At 62.7% G+C, this 13,577-nt stretch carries 16 protein-coding genes and 1 pseudogene; 6 read left to right on the forward strand and 11 right to left on the reverse strand.

What is annotated here, in order from left to right:
* Both CWO91_RS37825 and CWO91_RS37835 read right to left on the reverse strand, forming a co-directional pair.
* Positions 1 to 508 (reverse strand): annotated as a pseudogene (locus tag CWO91_RS37825) (hypothetical protein); the annotation flags it as partial.
* Between the two features lie 1,082 nt (positions 509 to 1,590).
* Positions 1,591 to 2,976, reverse strand: coding sequence for an FAD-binding oxidoreductase (locus tag CWO91_RS37835; RefSeq protein WP_130220496.1), 1,386 nt, complete (start codon positions 2,974 to 2,976; stop codon positions 1,591 to 1,593).
* A gap of 264 nt (positions 2,977 to 3,240) precedes the next feature.
* Between CWO91_RS37835 and CWO91_RS37840 the strand changes: the two genes are divergently transcribed.
* Positions 3,241 to 3,645 (forward strand): MAPEG family protein, encoded by a 405-nt coding sequence (locus CWO91_RS37840; protein WP_130220497.1) that lies wholly within the window; start codon positions 3,241 to 3,243, stop codon positions 3,643 to 3,645.
* A gap of 205 nt (positions 3,646 to 3,850) precedes the next feature.
* Here CWO91_RS37840 and CWO91_RS37845 read toward each other — a convergent pair whose 3' ends face one another.
* A complete protein-coding gene (locus CWO91_RS37845; protein ID WP_130220498.1) occupies positions 3,851 to 4,456 on the reverse strand; it encodes a YdeI/OmpD-associated family protein in 606 nt (201 codons plus the stop codon).
* 420 nt (positions 4,457 to 4,876) lie between these two features.
* Between CWO91_RS37845 and CWO91_RS37850 the strand changes: the two genes are divergently transcribed.
* Both CWO91_RS37850 and CWO91_RS37855 read left to right on the forward strand, forming a co-directional pair.
* Positions 4,877 to 5,107: a hypothetical protein gene (locus CWO91_RS37850; RefSeq protein ID WP_130220499.1), complete on the forward strand. Its 231-nt coding sequence runs from the start codon at positions 4,877 to 4,879 to the stop codon at positions 5,105 to 5,107.
* A 558-nt stretch (positions 5,108 to 5,665) separates the two neighbouring features.
* Positions 5,666 to 6,637: an ABC transporter substrate-binding protein gene (locus tag CWO91_RS37855; RefSeq protein ID WP_165405989.1), complete on the forward strand. Its 972-nt coding sequence runs from the start codon at positions 5,666 to 5,668 to the stop codon at positions 6,635 to 6,637.
* A gap of 184 nt (positions 6,638 to 6,821) precedes the next feature.
* Here CWO91_RS37855 and CWO91_RS37860 read toward each other — a convergent pair whose 3' ends face one another.
* Positions 6,822 to 7,067: a hypothetical protein gene (locus CWO91_RS37860; protein WP_130220501.1), complete on the reverse strand. Its 246-nt coding sequence runs from the start codon at positions 7,065 to 7,067 to the stop codon at positions 6,822 to 6,824.
* Between the two features lie 561 nt (positions 7,068 to 7,628).
* Between CWO91_RS37860 and CWO91_RS45695 the strand changes: the two genes are divergently transcribed.
* Positions 7,629 to 7,988 carry a hypothetical protein gene (locus tag CWO91_RS45695; RefSeq protein ID WP_245471506.1) on the forward strand — a complete coding sequence of 120 codons (360 nt, stop codon included), beginning with the start codon at positions 7,629 to 7,631 and terminating at the stop codon, positions 7,986 to 7,988.
* Between the two features lie 283 nt (positions 7,989 to 8,271).
* Here CWO91_RS45695 and CWO91_RS37870 read toward each other — a convergent pair whose 3' ends face one another.
* Entirely contained in the window at positions 8,272 to 8,505 is a 234-nt protein-coding gene (locus CWO91_RS37870) for a hypothetical protein (protein WP_130220502.1), read from the reverse strand.
* A gap of 158 nt (positions 8,506 to 8,663) precedes the next feature.
* On the opposite strand from CWO91_RS37870, the gene CWO91_RS37875 reads away from it, so the two are divergent.
* Both CWO91_RS37875 and CWO91_RS37880 read left to right on the forward strand, forming a co-directional pair.
* Positions 8,664 to 9,395, forward strand: coding sequence for a Crp/Fnr family transcriptional regulator (locus CWO91_RS37875; protein ID WP_130220503.1), 732 nt, complete (start codon positions 8,664 to 8,666; stop codon positions 9,393 to 9,395).
* Positions 9,396 to 9,483: 88 nt separating this feature from the next.
* Positions 9,484 to 9,711: a hypothetical protein gene (locus CWO91_RS37880; RefSeq protein WP_130220504.1), complete on the forward strand. Its 228-nt coding sequence runs from the start codon at positions 9,484 to 9,486 to the stop codon at positions 9,709 to 9,711.
* A gap of 67 nt (positions 9,712 to 9,778) precedes the next feature.
* On the opposite strand, the gene CWO91_RS43465 is transcribed toward CWO91_RS37880, so the two are convergent.
* The 6 genes from CWO91_RS43465 to pdxA form a co-directional block, all read right to left on the reverse strand.
* On the reverse strand, positions 9,779 to 9,952 hold the full coding sequence (locus tag CWO91_RS43465) for a hypothetical protein (protein ID WP_165405990.1): 174 nt from the start codon (positions 9,950 to 9,952) through the stop codon (positions 9,779 to 9,781).
* A gap of 21 nt (positions 9,953 to 9,973) precedes the next feature.
* Positions 9,974 to 10,165 carry a hypothetical protein gene (locus tag CWO91_RS37885; RefSeq protein ID WP_130220505.1) on the reverse strand — a complete coding sequence of 64 codons (192 nt, stop codon included), beginning with the start codon at positions 10,163 to 10,165 and terminating at the stop codon, positions 9,974 to 9,976.
* Positions 10,166 to 10,400: 235 nt separating this feature from the next.
* Positions 10,401 to 10,637: a hypothetical protein gene (locus CWO91_RS37890; protein WP_130220506.1), complete on the reverse strand. Its 237-nt coding sequence runs from the start codon at positions 10,635 to 10,637 to the stop codon at positions 10,401 to 10,403.
* A 165-nt stretch (positions 10,638 to 10,802) separates the two neighbouring features.
* Positions 10,803 to 11,861 carry an alcohol dehydrogenase gene (locus CWO91_RS37895; RefSeq protein WP_130220507.1) on the reverse strand — a complete coding sequence of 353 codons (1,059 nt, stop codon included), beginning with the start codon at positions 11,859 to 11,861 and terminating at the stop codon, positions 10,803 to 10,805.
* Positions 11,862 to 11,954: 93 nt separating this feature from the next.
* Entirely contained in the window at positions 11,955 to 12,812 is an 858-nt protein-coding gene (rsmA, locus tag CWO91_RS37900) for a 16S rRNA (adenine(1518)-N(6)/adenine(1519)-N(6))-dimethyltransferase RsmA (RefSeq protein ID WP_130220508.1), read from the reverse strand.
* Positions 12,812 to 13,577: 4-hydroxythreonine-4-phosphate dehydrogenase PdxA (gene pdxA, locus CWO91_RS37905; RefSeq protein WP_130220509.1), on the reverse strand; the 766-nt coding region annotated here is incomplete at its 5' end. The genes pdxA and rsmA, both read right to left, overlap by 1 nt.

Consider the following 13,577-nt stretch of genomic DNA (forward strand, 5'->3'; position numbering starts at 1 on the left):
GTGGCGCGGGCGGCGCGGACGCCGTGGAGATATCGGGCCAGGACGCCGCGGGTTGTTGCGCGTTGCCGTCAGCGGCCTGGTCCGCAGATGGTTGCGCCGCCGTCGCGGCTGCGGCTTGCGCAACCGCGTTTGGTGTTTGGGGGGCGACACCGCTCCGCGCTGTCAGATATTCGGCGCGCGCATCCTGCACCGGGTGCTGTTGCTGTTGCTGCTGCTGCGCCGGCGCCGTCGGCGTATCGCTCGTGGCCTGCGCGCTCTGCACGGACTTCGCGCTGTCCTTGTCGCCGGCGGCGCGCAGATACCAGCATTGCCGCTTGGTCCCGCGTTCGACGCGATAGTACCAGTGCTGCCCCTGCGGCGCGGCGCCCTTCGGCGAGGCGAGGCAATCGGCGGCCGCGTTGGCCGTGCTCGGTGCGGTCTGCGCGTTCTGCGACACGGCGGCCAGTGGCGCGCCAGCAATGATGCTGCCGACTAGCGCGGATATGAACTTTGCGGTGCGGTTGCCCATCCTGGTCTCCCGGTTACGCATGACGCAACTCTTAACCACCCCTTTGTCATCAAAGACTTGGGTGGCAATGAGCCGCAAATCCGGAGAGGATGTGGCTTGAATCGGGCCTGCGGTGCGTTGGTTCCGCGGCGAAATCGGGCCTTTTCACGTCGTTACTGTTTCGCCGAACTCCAGGTTCCGCCGCAGCCGTCGGAGCGGCGCCAGGTTCCGGAACCGCTGCGGCCCCCGAGACGGCCGGAGCCTGTGAAGGTCACGCCGACTGACTCGTGGATCGAGACAGAACGCGACATAGCTCTGCGCTCCCGCGGCGCGTTTCGCCCGAGTCTTGCTTTGATCTCATCGCCCTTTGGAAGCCAAAAGGGCGCAGGGAAGGCCGGGCGCCGGCGGCACCCGCATGTCCGTGCGCCACGAAGAGTGCACACGGGGTGGACCACGGGTTGGCCGAACGCCCGGCCTTCCCTGCGCGGATGGTTTTAACGGTGTCCTTCGTGCTCTCCCCCGGGGAGCGATGCACTATTGCCCCCGTCGTCTTGCAGATGGCTGATGCGCGCGCCCGGTCGGGCCGCCACATCACCGCAAGCCTTGACGCACAGACCCCGGGCGTCAGGACCACACGACTTCTCCGTCCGCGGACGGTCCCGCCTGAATGCCTGGAGGCTTGCGTGTGCTCGCCCCCGGCATCAACGAGACCGCTGTTACGGCGCCGTGTCGTACCGCGCCAGCGTGACGACTCACGGTTGCCCGCCCCGTCATCCCGCTGATCCGCGCCGACGCTGCCGCGTCCACCGCCACCCAGCCCGCGTCTCGTGACGGTCGCGAACGCCCCTTTGGCAGGGCCGGGATGCGTGGTGTATGCCATAAATCCGAAATTCGGAAAAGTGAAATATTTTCGCGGCGAGGGCTTGACGCGGTGTGTTGCCCGACGCCTCCCGGGGGCCACCATCAATTCCGTTCGTCGTTCCGGATTCCGCGACTTTGTCCGCCGAAGACCGACACCGGAGCGTTCCCGTCGTTCCCTGGACGGAAGAACGCTCCGACATGAGGTTCTGGTCGCGACCGAACCGTGCGGCGGACGTGTTAGCTTACGAGTGCAGCGGTCTGATGTTCTGGTTCATGTGGAAGAAGTTCGTCGGGTCGTACTTCGCTTTCAGGGCCGCGAGCCGATCGTAATTGTCGCCGTAAGTGGCTCTGAGTCTGCTCTCGTCCCCATCCTCCATCATGAAATTCACATAGCCGCCTTCGGCCGAGTAAGGATGCACGGCCTCCCAATAGCCCTTGGTCCAGCGCGTGATCTCGCCCGCTTTTTGCGGGTTGGGATCGATGCCGGCGATGACCATTGACCAGTTCGCTTCGCGCGTATTCCAGGCGGTGTCGTTCTTGCCAACGCGATGGACGGCGCCATCGATCGGATAAAGATGCATGAGCGAAAGCGCGCTCGGTGCGTTCCGGGCCTGCTCGATATGCGCGTCAATTGCTTCGTCGGTCAGCTCTTTCACGAAATCGCCGCGCCAGTACCATTGCAAGCCTTTCGGGAAGAACGGGTCGAACATGGATTGGAGCGCCGGATAGGGCATTTCGCCCATCCAGTTGAAGAGCGGCGGGGGCAGGTCACCGAGCAACCTGGCCATGACTGCCTGGCCATCTTCTGTCGGACCGTTGTAGCAGCCAATGATGGCACAGGCGCGCTTGCCCTGATGCTCCGCCGGGAATGGGTCCACCGGTGGAACGGTCTTCAAGCCGACGAAGGCCCCAAGTTCCTCGGGAGCGCTAGGCAGGAAATCCCGATATTTCCGCAGGACGCTCCGGGCATTTTCCAGATCCCAGAAGATCGGACCGGCATAGACCCTGTGCACCGGATGAGCCTGGAACAGGAAGCTCGTCACAATGCCGAAATTTCCGCCGCCGCCCCGCAGGCCCCAGTAAAGGTCAGCGTTCTCCGACCTGTTGGCCGTGACGATGCGACCGTCGGCGAGCACGACATCCGCCTCGAGGAGATTGTCGATGGTGAGGCCATGCTTGCGGGTGAGATATCCGGTGCCGCCGCCGAGCGTCAGCCCGGCGATCCCGGTGGTCGACACAATTCCGGCCGGCACGGCAAGCCCGTAGATATGCGTGGCGTGGTCAACATCGCCTTGCGTGCAGCCGGGACCGACGCGGACGGTGCGCGCGGAGGGATCGACCCGCACGCCTTTCATCATCGACATGTCGATCATCAGCCCGTCCTCGACACTGCTAAGGCCTGGCCCATTGTGCCCGCCTCCGCGGATCGCTACCTGAAGTTCGTTCTCCCTTGCGAAATTGACTGCCGCCACGACGTCGGCGACGTCGGCGCAGCGCGCAATCATCACGGGACTCTTATCAATCATCCCGTTGTAGAGGCTCCGCACAGCGTCATAATCGGCATCCATTCGCCTGATAACCGGGCCGCGCATGTTGCCGATGAAGGTTTCGGTGGCCATTTCCTGCATGATGTCCTCCTATTCCACCCATGATCGGTCCTTGGGTCGGAGATTACTCATGAGGTCCCCGAGCGTTCTCCGCCCGTTGAACGATGGTAGATCAAGCGCGGCGCCATAGCATCACAAATCTATAACAATAGACCTCGGGGCGGCCGCACGACACGTTGTCCGCAGATGGACCCGAAGCGGACAGGGAGGAGGAGTCCTGTTTGTCTTGTCCGGAGAGGATCGGCTACAAATGAACAAAGGGCAGGAAATGACTTGGGAGGGGACATGTCCAACACGGGCTACGCACTGGCAGGCTTCGTCTCGTGGGCGCTCCTTCTGCTGGTCGTGATGGAAACCATCCGAACGTATCTCGTCGTGACTGGAAAGGTTGCGGCCAACGCCTTCACGCCAGATAACTCCGGACTATCGCCCTTCATGCAGCGCCTCGCACGGGCTCACGCGAATTGCATCGAAGGTCTACCGATTTTCGGCGGCTTGTTGGCGATTGCGGTCATGGTATCAAGAACGTCTGTTACAGACCCTCTCGCGTTTTGGTTTCTCGGCGCAAGGATTGTGCAGTCGATTATCCATCTCGCGTCGAACAGTCCGATAGCAGTAAGTCTCCGCTTCACCGCGTTCGCCGTCCAGATGGCGATAGGTATCTACTGGTCATGGAAGCTGATGGTCTAAGGACTGGCGCGAGTCATCAGTGCCGTTTTTTGCTGGCGATGCACGAGTCCGCTTCTGCCCCAATGCTGCCGACGGGGGCAGCAGGAAGTCGTCAGTTCTCGGGGATAGTGCCGCCGTGCGGCTGCTGTATTCGGGACGGCAGACCGTGACCCCGAGCGGACCTGCGCCAACCTCCAATGCGTTCATTCTCTGCTCCGCTGCTCGGTCAGGCCCTTGGAGCCCCCTTGCTTTTGGTTGGATGAATGGTTTCGCGCCGGGCGAGCATTTCTACAAACTCGCGAATTCGCTTATTCCGCGTTTCGGGGCGCTTGGCATCGTTCACGCGATAGACGAAGGCGAACCTGTTGGCACGGTCGAGCGTCGCAAACGCCCGTTCTGCTTCCGAATTTGCAGCCAGCGCAGCCAGGAAATCGGACGGAGGTTCGGCTTTGCCCTGGGATTGATACGCCGCGCTCCAGCGACCATCGGCCTTGGCTTTCTGGACCTCGCTCAACCCGGCAGGTTGCATGCGCCCTTCGCGAATAAGACGCTCCGCCGTATCCCGATTGATTGCGGACCATCGGCTCGCACGTCGCCGCGGCGTCATTCTCACTAAATAGTAATGCTCATCAAACTTCCCAAGCTGACCATCGATCCATCCGTGACATAAGGCGGCTTCGATGGCCTGCGCCTTGGTGATGGTTGCTTCTGGTGCGCCAGCTTTAGCGAGCTTAAGCCAAAAGCCGCTCTCGCTTCCCTCGTGTGCAGACAGATAGGCTTCGATGGATGGCAGGTCCGCAAATGATATGATCGGACCCTTTACATTGGTCATGCATCCTCCTCGCATAGGCGGTTAAGCGATTCCCTATGGATACGGGCCGTTCCGCGCTTGTATAGCCAACTCGTAGGATGGGTTGAGCGCTTGCGAAACCCATCGCCCTCGTTTCGTGGTAACATCCCGTCATGACCGCGCACCGTCGCAACTTCGTCCCGGGTGGATGATGGGTTTCGCAAGCGCTCAACCCATCCTACGCACTGCCCGGCTCGAAGCCCGTGCAAACCTCGGCTGACGAACGTAGACCGGATGCGGCTTTCAGGAAGGCGGACCGCCGACTTTGACCCGGATCCTTCGTGAACGCGCTGTTCATAATGGAACGACGATTTTCTGCATTGGTGCCCGCTCATTGTCACGAAACCAATCTCCGGCCCGATCGTTGGCCCAATACTCCGTCACTTGCGAGAGGAGTGCCAAATGAAGCGAATGATCCTCGCGCTCGCCGCAGTGGCTGCTCTAGCTACGGGAGCGGTAACAACAGCAAACGCTGTTGAGTTTGGCATCGGTCCCGGCGGCGTCTATGTCGGCCCGGACCGATATTACCGTCACTATGGTGACGAATACTACGGCGGTTGCCGCACCATCGTCGAACACCGGATCAACCGATTCGGTGAGGATGTTGTGGTTCGCCGCCGCATCTGCGACTGACCGCAGTGAGTAACGCGTTTGGGCCCCGACGCGTCCAGTGCGTCGGGGCCCTTATCTTAGCTCCGTTAGGTCTGGCCGCGTTGAAATTGATAAGCGCAGCACGGCTGGCGGACGCACTTGGCGTCTGGACAAAATCCGGTTCTGGCCCCGAAAGCGAAGCGGGGACCGGTCGCCGGTTGTCCGCTCATCGGGGTATAACGAGCTAGATTTGCCGAAGTCCAATTCTTGTTTGCTTGGTCTAACGAGGGACTTCGCGTCCAATTTTCGATAGCATTGGAGCCGAATTCCTTATCAAAGGATGCTTACCTACATCTGTAGGTAAAGCGCGCAGCATCGACTTCGTCTGGTCCGTAGGATGGTTTTGAGCGCTTGCGAACGTAGACCGGATGCGGCTTTCAGGAAGGCAGACCGCCGACTTTGACCCATCTCGGACATTGGGACGCAGCTTCGGAGATCCGATTATTTGCTCATTCTCACTCGCTGTCTCGCCGCAAAGTGCTAGGCTTAGGACATGGACGGGCGTTTCCTCCGTGGTGCTCAATGAGACGGCGCGAGTTCATGGGGCTGATCGGCGGTGCGGCGGCGACGTGGCCGCTCGGCGCGCGTGCGCAGCAGCCGGCAAGGTCGGTCTACCGGGTAGGGTATCTCGCGAGCGCGTCGCGGGAGCAAACATTTCGTAATGTTAGAGCCTTCGAAGCGGGCCTGCGGAGCCTTGGCTACCGCGTCGGCGAGAATGTCGTCATCGAGTACCGTTTTGCCGACGGAGACATGGGGCGGCTGGCGGCGCTTGCCACAGAGGTGGCCGGGCTCGGCGTGGACGTCATCGTTTCCGGAACCAATGCGACCACGGTTGCGGCCATGAAGGCGACCCGGGCGATTCCGATCGTGATGGCCAACAGTGCCGAGCCGGTCAGTGCCGGACTTGTTGCCAGTCTGGCGCGCCCGGGTGGCAACGTCACCGGGTTCAGCTCGGAGCCCGGCGATGAGATCAACGGCAAGCGGCTCGAATTTCTGAAGGACGTTCTGCCGAACCTCTCGCATGTAGGCATTCTGTGGAATCCGGACTTTGCGCCCAATCAGGACCGGCTGACGTCGCTGCGGGAAGCTGCCCAAGCGCTGGCGTTGACTCTTGTCCCGGCCGAGGCGCGCGGGCCGGACATACTTGAACAAGCGTTCGCGACAATGGTGAGAGAACGCGCGCAGGTGCTTCTCGTGCTAAGCGATGGGGTGCTGTTCAACCATCGCGGCCTGATTGGCGTCATGGCCGTCAGAGATCGGCTGCCTGCAATCTCTGCCGTGAGAGAATACGCCGAAGCGGGCTTCCTCTTGAGCTACGGGATTGACTTGCCAGATCAGTTTCGCCGGTCTGCGACCTTTGTCGACAAGATTTTCAGGGGTGCGAAACCTGGCGACCTGCCAGTCGAACGGCCGACCAAGTACGAACTTGTTATAAACCTCCAGACCGCCAAAGCACTCGGCATCAACATGCCACCGACCGTGCTGACGTGGGCCGATGTAGTGATCGAATAGGCATTATGACGTCGCTTATTGACCCCTCGGCCGAACCCCCTGTAAGCCGTCGCAAAGGCCGGTCTCGGAGGAGACCCGGACCTGACGAGCTGAGCGTCGGACCGCTGTTTGTGCCCCTTAGCTGACCTGCCCGACGCCGTCCGGTAATGACCGCTTATTGCCTCGATGCAGACGTTCGGTGAAATTAGTTTAAACGGATCTCATAGCGACGTTTGAGCCGGTCGCCTGTGGTCTTCGATGCGTATTGAATGCGTGCAAGATCGCAGCCTTCTTGCGCGACGACATGGAGCTTCCAGTCTGAGGTACCGGGTCGGTAATCGGGCCCGAACTCAACTTCGATGGACACGACCTTTTCTGTGCCTGGAAAGCTCCGGATCTCCTGCAGCGCCATGCGCTCAAGCTCGTCCTTCGAAACAGGTGATCTGGACACCGTTCGCTCCTAAAGAGTGGAGGCGCCTGCTTAAGCCGCGCTCGAATCAATGCAATCAATTACCTCGATGTTCCTCCTGAAGATGAAAAGGCGCATCCCGATCGCTCCAAGCTCGCGCCGGCCCTATGAGCTGATCAGCGCAATTGCTGCAGAGCTTCCGGACTCAGCTCGCATCTGCGCATCTCGTTCCTACCGTGGGGGCGCATGCGCGGGCGTGGTCGCTGGCCATCGTCGGCTTGCTTGCCTTCTCTACGGTGCGGTGAGCAGCATGAAGGGCTGGACGGCGCTCGTCCGCTCCGGAACTGGACCCCTCCATCGCCCGTTTAGCTCGCTGGCAGAACTAGACGGAGGAAACCATGCCAGTCCTGCTGCTTTGGGCTGTGCCTACGGTTCTCATTATCGGTGGCCTCAGCTACTATTTTCTTAGTGTCGTGCCACTAACCGAATTGTTTTGAGCGTTCGGGCGATGCTGAGTGGCGCCCACGTCGACGCTCTAGCACTGCCGGAAGCCCAGCGCCTTCCCATTGCCCGGCGCTGGGCAGCTACTTGAAAGGTCGAACCATGAAGTACGTGCTTCCGACAATCGGAATTGCTCTCGCGTTGATCGCGACACTTGCACACGCCGACCCCTGGAACGATGAGAGCGGCAAAGGCCGATGGGGCTACGACCGTGGTCCCTACCGCGCATACAACTATGACCGCGAATACAAGCAGGAGTATTACCGGGGGCCCTGCAAGATCGAGCGGAAGTGGGGCAAGCACGGCGAGTACAAAGAAGAGACGAAGTGCAAGGGCTATCGCGACCGATCGCCGAGCGCTGGAAGCGGCTTAATTGGTAGGCCCGCACGTCTGCGACAAGATCTGGCTGGCCAGATTGAACCTCAGGACCGCGCTGACCACGCCTTCACGCACAACATGTGAAATCAGCTTTCCGTTGTCCGACGGCTGGATATCGTCGAGCCGGGATGAGCATTTAATGACGCTGGGCCGATGCTTCCGCTTCTGGCCGGTAGGCGAAGATTGCGATGGATTCCCGCAGGTTGGGCGGGCGACGGGCTTCGCAAGGGCTCAGCCCATCCTACGCACTGGATGTATGTGGCGCGGCGGTCGCAAAGTACTGATCGCGTCCAGAACATATCACGTTCGAGGCTCCGGCCATCAAGCCGGGGCCATTTCGGATGCGGCATGAGACTCGGTGCGCGCCTCAGCCGTCGCGGGGCGATTCGACGAAGCGCCGGGAGAGCATTGCGAGGGTCCGGTCGGAGACGGGCGCGGCGCGGAACTCGCGGATGGCGCGGGCGAGCTCCTGATCCGACATCGGCCGGACCGGCTCGTTCAACGTTCCCTTGAGGAAGGCGTCGTTCATGCTGTCCAAGTGCTCGCTTCGCTCCGACGCGAACAGGCGGCGGATGCGCTCCAGGATCGTGGTAGGGTTCATGAGAGGGGCGCTCGGTTCGCTGGGTGATGGAGGGGTGAAAGCGATCCGGTGCCGTCGCAAACCCCGTTAGCAACCTGTGTTTCCGACTTGCGTTCTAGTCCGCTGAATACCGGCCAGATGTATCATTTGATCGAACCGGTGCGATTTTTGGCGGCCGCATGGATAAAGCCCACGACGTGCTGATCCGGAACCTGTGGGAGCACACTGCGCTGGCGGAGGAGGATGTCGCCGAAATCCGGGCGCTCACCTTCACGCTTCGCGACTTTGCGCCGAACGAGGATTTCATCCGTCAGGGCGATGAACCTGAACATTCGGCGCTGGTCGTCTCGGGCATGGTCGCGCGCTACCATCTGCTCGGCAGCGGGCGGCGGCAATATCTCGCGTTCCATCTCACCGGCGATCTTCCGGACGCGCAGGGCCTGTTCATCAACGAGATGGATCATGGGCTGAGTGCGCTGGGGCCGGCTTTGGTCGCCTTCATCCCGCATCGCGAATTGTTCGCCGCCTTCCGACGGCGGCCCACTTTCGGGTATGCCGTCTGGCGCGAGACGCTGCTCGATGCCGCGATCTTTCGCGAGGCCATCATCAACAACAGCGCCCGTCCCATGCAGGCGCGCATGGCGCACCTGTTCTGCGAGCTGTTCTATCGCGCCCGCGCCGCGCAGCTGGTCCGTGGCAATCGCTGCCGGATGCCGATCAGCCTGGCCCAGCTCGGCGAGACGCTGGGCATGGCGATTGCGACCGTGAACCGGACGCTTGCCGATCTCAGGCGGAGCGGAGCCATGGACCTGCGCGACGGTGAGCTGATCGTACTGAAATGGCGCGAGTTGCAGCGGCTCGGGGATTTCAACCCGGCCTATCTGCACCTGAAGCGTCAATCGCCGCCGTGAACGGCGGTGCGCGCCAGTGCAAGGTCCAGCTCGAGCAGGGGAACAACTCTCTCCCGGGCACGTCATTCATGAGACGAGGGAGATGCCCATGAAAGCGCTCATCGCAGCGATCGCGTTTGCCGCCATGACCGGGTCCGTGATTGCCCAGAATACCGGGCCCGCTCCGCAGAGCGGCATGGAAAGGCCGGAGAACACGAACGGCGCCAATGAGAAGGGGGCGATGGATACCACCGGCATGAATGCAAATCAGGCAAATCGGCCCGGCACGAAGGATATGTCCAAGGGAGAGAACAGGACCGACGGCAAGAAAAAATAAGGGGGCCGAAGGCGTGGCCAACGCCATCCCAGGCGCCGGCCTTGCAATTGTATCACCTGCAGTTGTCTCACTCGCGCGCGCAGCAATCGACCAGCGCACGCCAGATGCGTTCGATCTGCAATTTCCTTTGACGTTCGAAGACCGCATCGTCCTCCGCACGAGGCGGCGTTGCGGTCCGCGTGTCGCGCGGCTCAATCCAGCGCTCCGAGATGGGATCGTACCATCGGCCGGGAGTCGTCACGTCCAACACTCCCTTCATCGTCTACCCCATGCGCCTGTTGCTGGTGTTCTGGGTGAGGTTGCCATGCGCAGCCTGCTCACGGATGTTCTGCTTCTCGTCGTCGCGGCGACCCTTGGTGGTGTCGACGGGAACTGACGGCGCGCTGCCGGCGCCCTTGGGACTCCGGTTCTGCTCGGGAACAGGGCCCACCGTTTTCGTCAACGGCTTTGTCATGCGCATCGACTCCATCGTTGCCTGATTTAAGATCAACGCAATGAAGGTTCGCGACGTTCCAAATGGTGCCGTTACGTTCTAAAGCGTTTTAAACGCGATAGAACTCTGTTCTTGGCCGGAGAACTACGGGCATTCGGCGCCGGCTGCACGTGGCGGTCTGTTCAGGTGTGAACGCATCTGCGACGGCGATCGGCGCCGCAGCTGCCGAGCGAAGACCATTGTCCAAGCCGTGCGTCTATCCAAGCCGTGCTTCGCGTTCGTCCGGCGCGCAGCTACGCGCGGCGTGCTCGCGGTAGCGGGCGATCGCCCTGTTGGCGAGCATCAACGGCCGGCGCTCGCCGGTCTTGAGCTGCGCCTCGATGGCATCGAGGATGACGTTTGCGGACACATCCGGCGGACCGAGCTCGCCGCTCTTCTCCAGGAAGCTCCAGGCAATGAAGAATGCGTCCTCGACGGTGCAGCGAATGGTCATGCGCTGCCAACGCCGTGCAGCCGCGCCCGTTCCGCGCGCCGGCTCGTGTCCCGGACCAAACGTGTCACCGGAACCTCGGCCTAAGTTGGATTTCGGCTGATCGCGCCTTGGACGCGGCGACGGCGTTGGTTACGCCGGCGCGCGATTCGCGGATTTTAGCGCATCTCAGTTCTTGAGCACGATGCGACCGACCACCTTGCCGGCACGCAACTCGTCGATCCATTTCTGGACATCGCCCATCGGCTCCTCGCGCATCGGTGTCGGCTTGATCTTGCCGGCGCGTGCCAGCGCCATCAGCTCGTGGGCTTCCGCGAGCGTGCCGACCATGAAGCCCTCGATGGTCATGCGCTTGTAGACCCATTGCACCATCGGCAGCGTGAACTGGCCGCCCATCAGGCCGGAAACCACGATCTTGCCGCCGCGCGCGGCGACCGCGACGGCAAACGCCATCGACTTCTCGTTGCCGGCGAAATCGACGATCTCGTCGAAGCCGCCCTCGGTCTCCTTGAGGATGCGCTTGATCACGTCAGGCTCGGCCGGATCGTAGGCGCTCGCGGCGCCGTTCTTGAGCGCGGTCTCGCGCGCGGCCGGTGAGAGGTCGGCGACCGTAATCGGCTGCTTGAACATCGCCTGCGCGAACGACAGGCCCATCATGCCGACGCCGCCGAGCCCGATCAGCAGGAGGTTGCGCTGGCGGGGACGGTCGACCAGGCGCTTGAGCGCGCCGTAGGCGGTCACGCCGGAGCACATCAAGGTCGCGGCCTGATTGACGGGCAGGGGATCGTAATCGAGCAAATATTTGGCGTCGGGCACCAGCACATGGGTGGCGAAGCCGCCGTCGATGGAGACGCCGAGGAAGCGCTGCTTGACGCAGAGATTCTCGTCGCCGTTCTGGCAGTCGCGGCACTGGCCGCAGCCGATCCACGGAAACACCGCCTTCTTCGCGGCGACGAGTCCGGCGGGAACGTCGGGGCCGACTTCATCGACGACGCCGGCGATCTCATGGCCGAGCGTGAAGGGCAGCGTCATGCCGCGCGTGGTGTCGAGCTTCTTGCCGCCGCCGAGGTCGGCGTAGCCGTCCTGGATGTGCAGGTCGGAGTGGCAGAGGCCGCAGCGCTCGATGCGCACCAGCACCTCGCGACCTTGCGGCTTGGGCGTGTCGACGATGGTCTCGCACAAGGGCGCGTCGAACTTGACCAGGGACTGCCTGCGCATCAGCGCCATATTCTTTCCTCCGAAATTATCTCATTGTTTGAGCATGATCTGTTTCGGAAAACCGCTTCACACTTTGCGCTAGCGCGGCCTTCCGGGTCCGGATCATGCTTCTTCGCTTCGTATATTGGCCAATTCACAGGACATGGCAACAAAGCCCGCAATCGGAATGGTCTCCGCGCGACGGGTCGCATCGACGCCGGCAGCCTGTGCGAGCCGCGCGGGATCGACGCCCAGCGATTTCAGGCTTTGCCGCAGCATCTTGCGGCGCTGGCCGAAAGCTGCGGCTGCGACCTGTTCGAGCAGCCTGCGATCGCAGGCCAGAGGTTCTGCGCGCGGCTTCAGGCGCACCACGGAGGAGGTGACCTTCGGCGGCGGCACGAAGGCGGAGGGCGAAATGTCGAACAGGATCTTGGTCTCGCAGCGCCAGTTGGCGAGCACGCCGAGCCGGCCATAGGCCTCCTCGTCCTCGCGCGCGACGATGCGCTCGCCGACCTCGCGCTGGAACATCAGCACCATCATCTCGTACCAGGGCGGCCAGGGCTCGATCGTGAGCCAGTTGATCAGGAGCTGGGTCGCGATGTTGTAGGGCAGGTTGGCGACGATCTTTGCTCTTTCGCCATCGAGCAGCGGACGCGGGTCGAAGGTCATGGCATCGCCATGCACGATCTCGAGCCGGCCGGGATAACGCGCGGCGATATCCCGTAGCGCCGGGATCGCGCGATCGTCATGCTCGATGGCGATGACGCGCCTCGCGCCGAGCGCGAGCAAAGCGCGCGTCAGCCCGCCCGGGCCGGGCCCGATCTCGACGATGGTGGAGTCCTCAAGCGGCGCGGCGGCGCGCGCGATGCGCGCGGTGAGATTGAGATCGAGCAGAAAGTTCTGGCCGAGCGATTTGCGGGCCGACAGCGCATGCTGGCGGATGACCTCGCGCAGCGGCGGGAGGTCGTCGATCGCGCTCATCAGAGGTTTGCAGCCGCCATGCGGCTGGCGAGCCGAAGCGCGGCGATCAGGCTTGCCGGATTGGCCTTGCCGGTGCCGGCGATGTCGAAGGCGGTGCCGTGGTCGGGTGAGGTGCGGATGAAGGGCAGGCCGAGCGTGACGTTGACGGCGTCGTCGAAAGCGACCGTCTTGATCGGGATCAGCGCCTGGTCGTGATACATGCAGACCGCGCAGTCATAGGTCTGTCGCGCAGCCTCGTGGAACATGGTGTCGGCAGGCAGCGGGCCCTTGGCCTCGATGCCGTCGTTGCGCAGCGCTTTCAGCGCCGGCGCGATGATGGTCTGCTCCTCGTGGCCGAGCGAGCCGTCCTCGCCGGCGTGCGGATTGAGGCCGGAGACCGCGATCCGCGGCGCCGTGATGCCGAAGCGGGATTTGAGCTCGATCGCAACGATGCGAATGGTCGAGACGATCAGCTTGCTCGTGAGCTGGGCCAGCGCCTCGCGCAGCGAGACGTGGATGGTCACCGGCACCACGGCGAGCCGCGGTGACCACAGCATCATCACCGGCTGCGGGACGTGGCCGTCGGTCGCGGCGAGCTCGGCGAGGTATTCGGTGTGGCCGGGATGACGGAAGCCTGCGCGGTAGAGCACGCTCTTGGCGATGGGATTGGTGACGACGGCGCCGGCGCGGCCCTCGCGCACGTCAGCGACCGCCTGGCGGATCGAGGCGAGCGCGGCCGGCGCGCTCGATGCGTCGGGCTTGCCGGGCTCGGCCGTGGCGCGTTCG

The organism is Bradyrhizobium genosp. SA-3 (assembly GCF_004212635.1).
Taxonomy (GTDB): domain Bacteria; phylum Pseudomonadota; class Alphaproteobacteria; order Rhizobiales; family Xanthobacteraceae; genus Bradyrhizobium.

Coding starts and splice junctions, on each gene's coding strand:
- CWO91_RS37835 (WP_130220496.1), bottom strand. CDS start 2,976: ATGCAGGAAATGGCCACCGAAACCTTCATCGGCAACATGCGCGGCCCG.
- CWO91_RS37840 (WP_130220497.1), top strand. CDS start 3,241: ATGTCCAACACGGGCTACGCACTGGCAGGCTTCGTCTCGTGGGCGCTC.
- CWO91_RS37845 (WP_130220498.1), bottom strand. CDS start 4,456: ATGACCAATGTAAAGGGTCCGATCATATCATTTGCGGACCTGCCATCC.
- CWO91_RS37850 (WP_130220499.1), top strand. CDS start 4,877: ATGAAGCGAATGATCCTCGCGCTCGCCGCAGTGGCTGCTCTAGCTACG.
- CWO91_RS37855 (WP_165405989.1), top strand. CDS start 5,666: ATGGGGCTGATCGGCGGTGCGGCGGCGACGTGGCCGCTCGGCGCGCGT.
- CWO91_RS45695 (WP_245471506.1), top strand. CDS start 7,629: ATGAAGTACGTGCTTCCGACAATCGGAATTGCTCTCGCGTTGATCGCG.
- CWO91_RS37870 (WP_130220502.1), bottom strand. CDS start 8,505: ATGAACCCTACCACGATCCTGGAGCGCATCCGCCGCCTGTTCGCGTCG.
- CWO91_RS37875 (WP_130220503.1), top strand. CDS start 8,664: ATGGATAAAGCCCACGACGTGCTGATCCGGAACCTGTGGGAGCACACT.
- CWO91_RS37880 (WP_130220504.1), top strand. CDS start 9,484: ATGAAAGCGCTCATCGCAGCGATCGCGTTTGCCGCCATGACCGGGTCC.
- CWO91_RS37885 (WP_130220505.1), bottom strand. CDS start 10,165: ATGACAAAGCCGTTGACGAAAACGGTGGGCCCTGTTCCCGAGCAGAAC.
- CWO91_RS37890 (WP_130220506.1), bottom strand. CDS start 10,637: ATGACCATTCGCTGCACCGTCGAGGACGCATTCTTCATTGCCTGGAGC.
- CWO91_RS37895 (WP_130220507.1), bottom strand. CDS start 11,861: ATGGCGCTGATGCGCAGGCAGTCCCTGGTCAAGTTCGACGCGCCCTTG.
- rsmA (WP_130220508.1), bottom strand. CDS start 12,812: ATGAGCGCGATCGACGACCTCCCGCCGCTGCGCGAGGTCATCCGCCAG.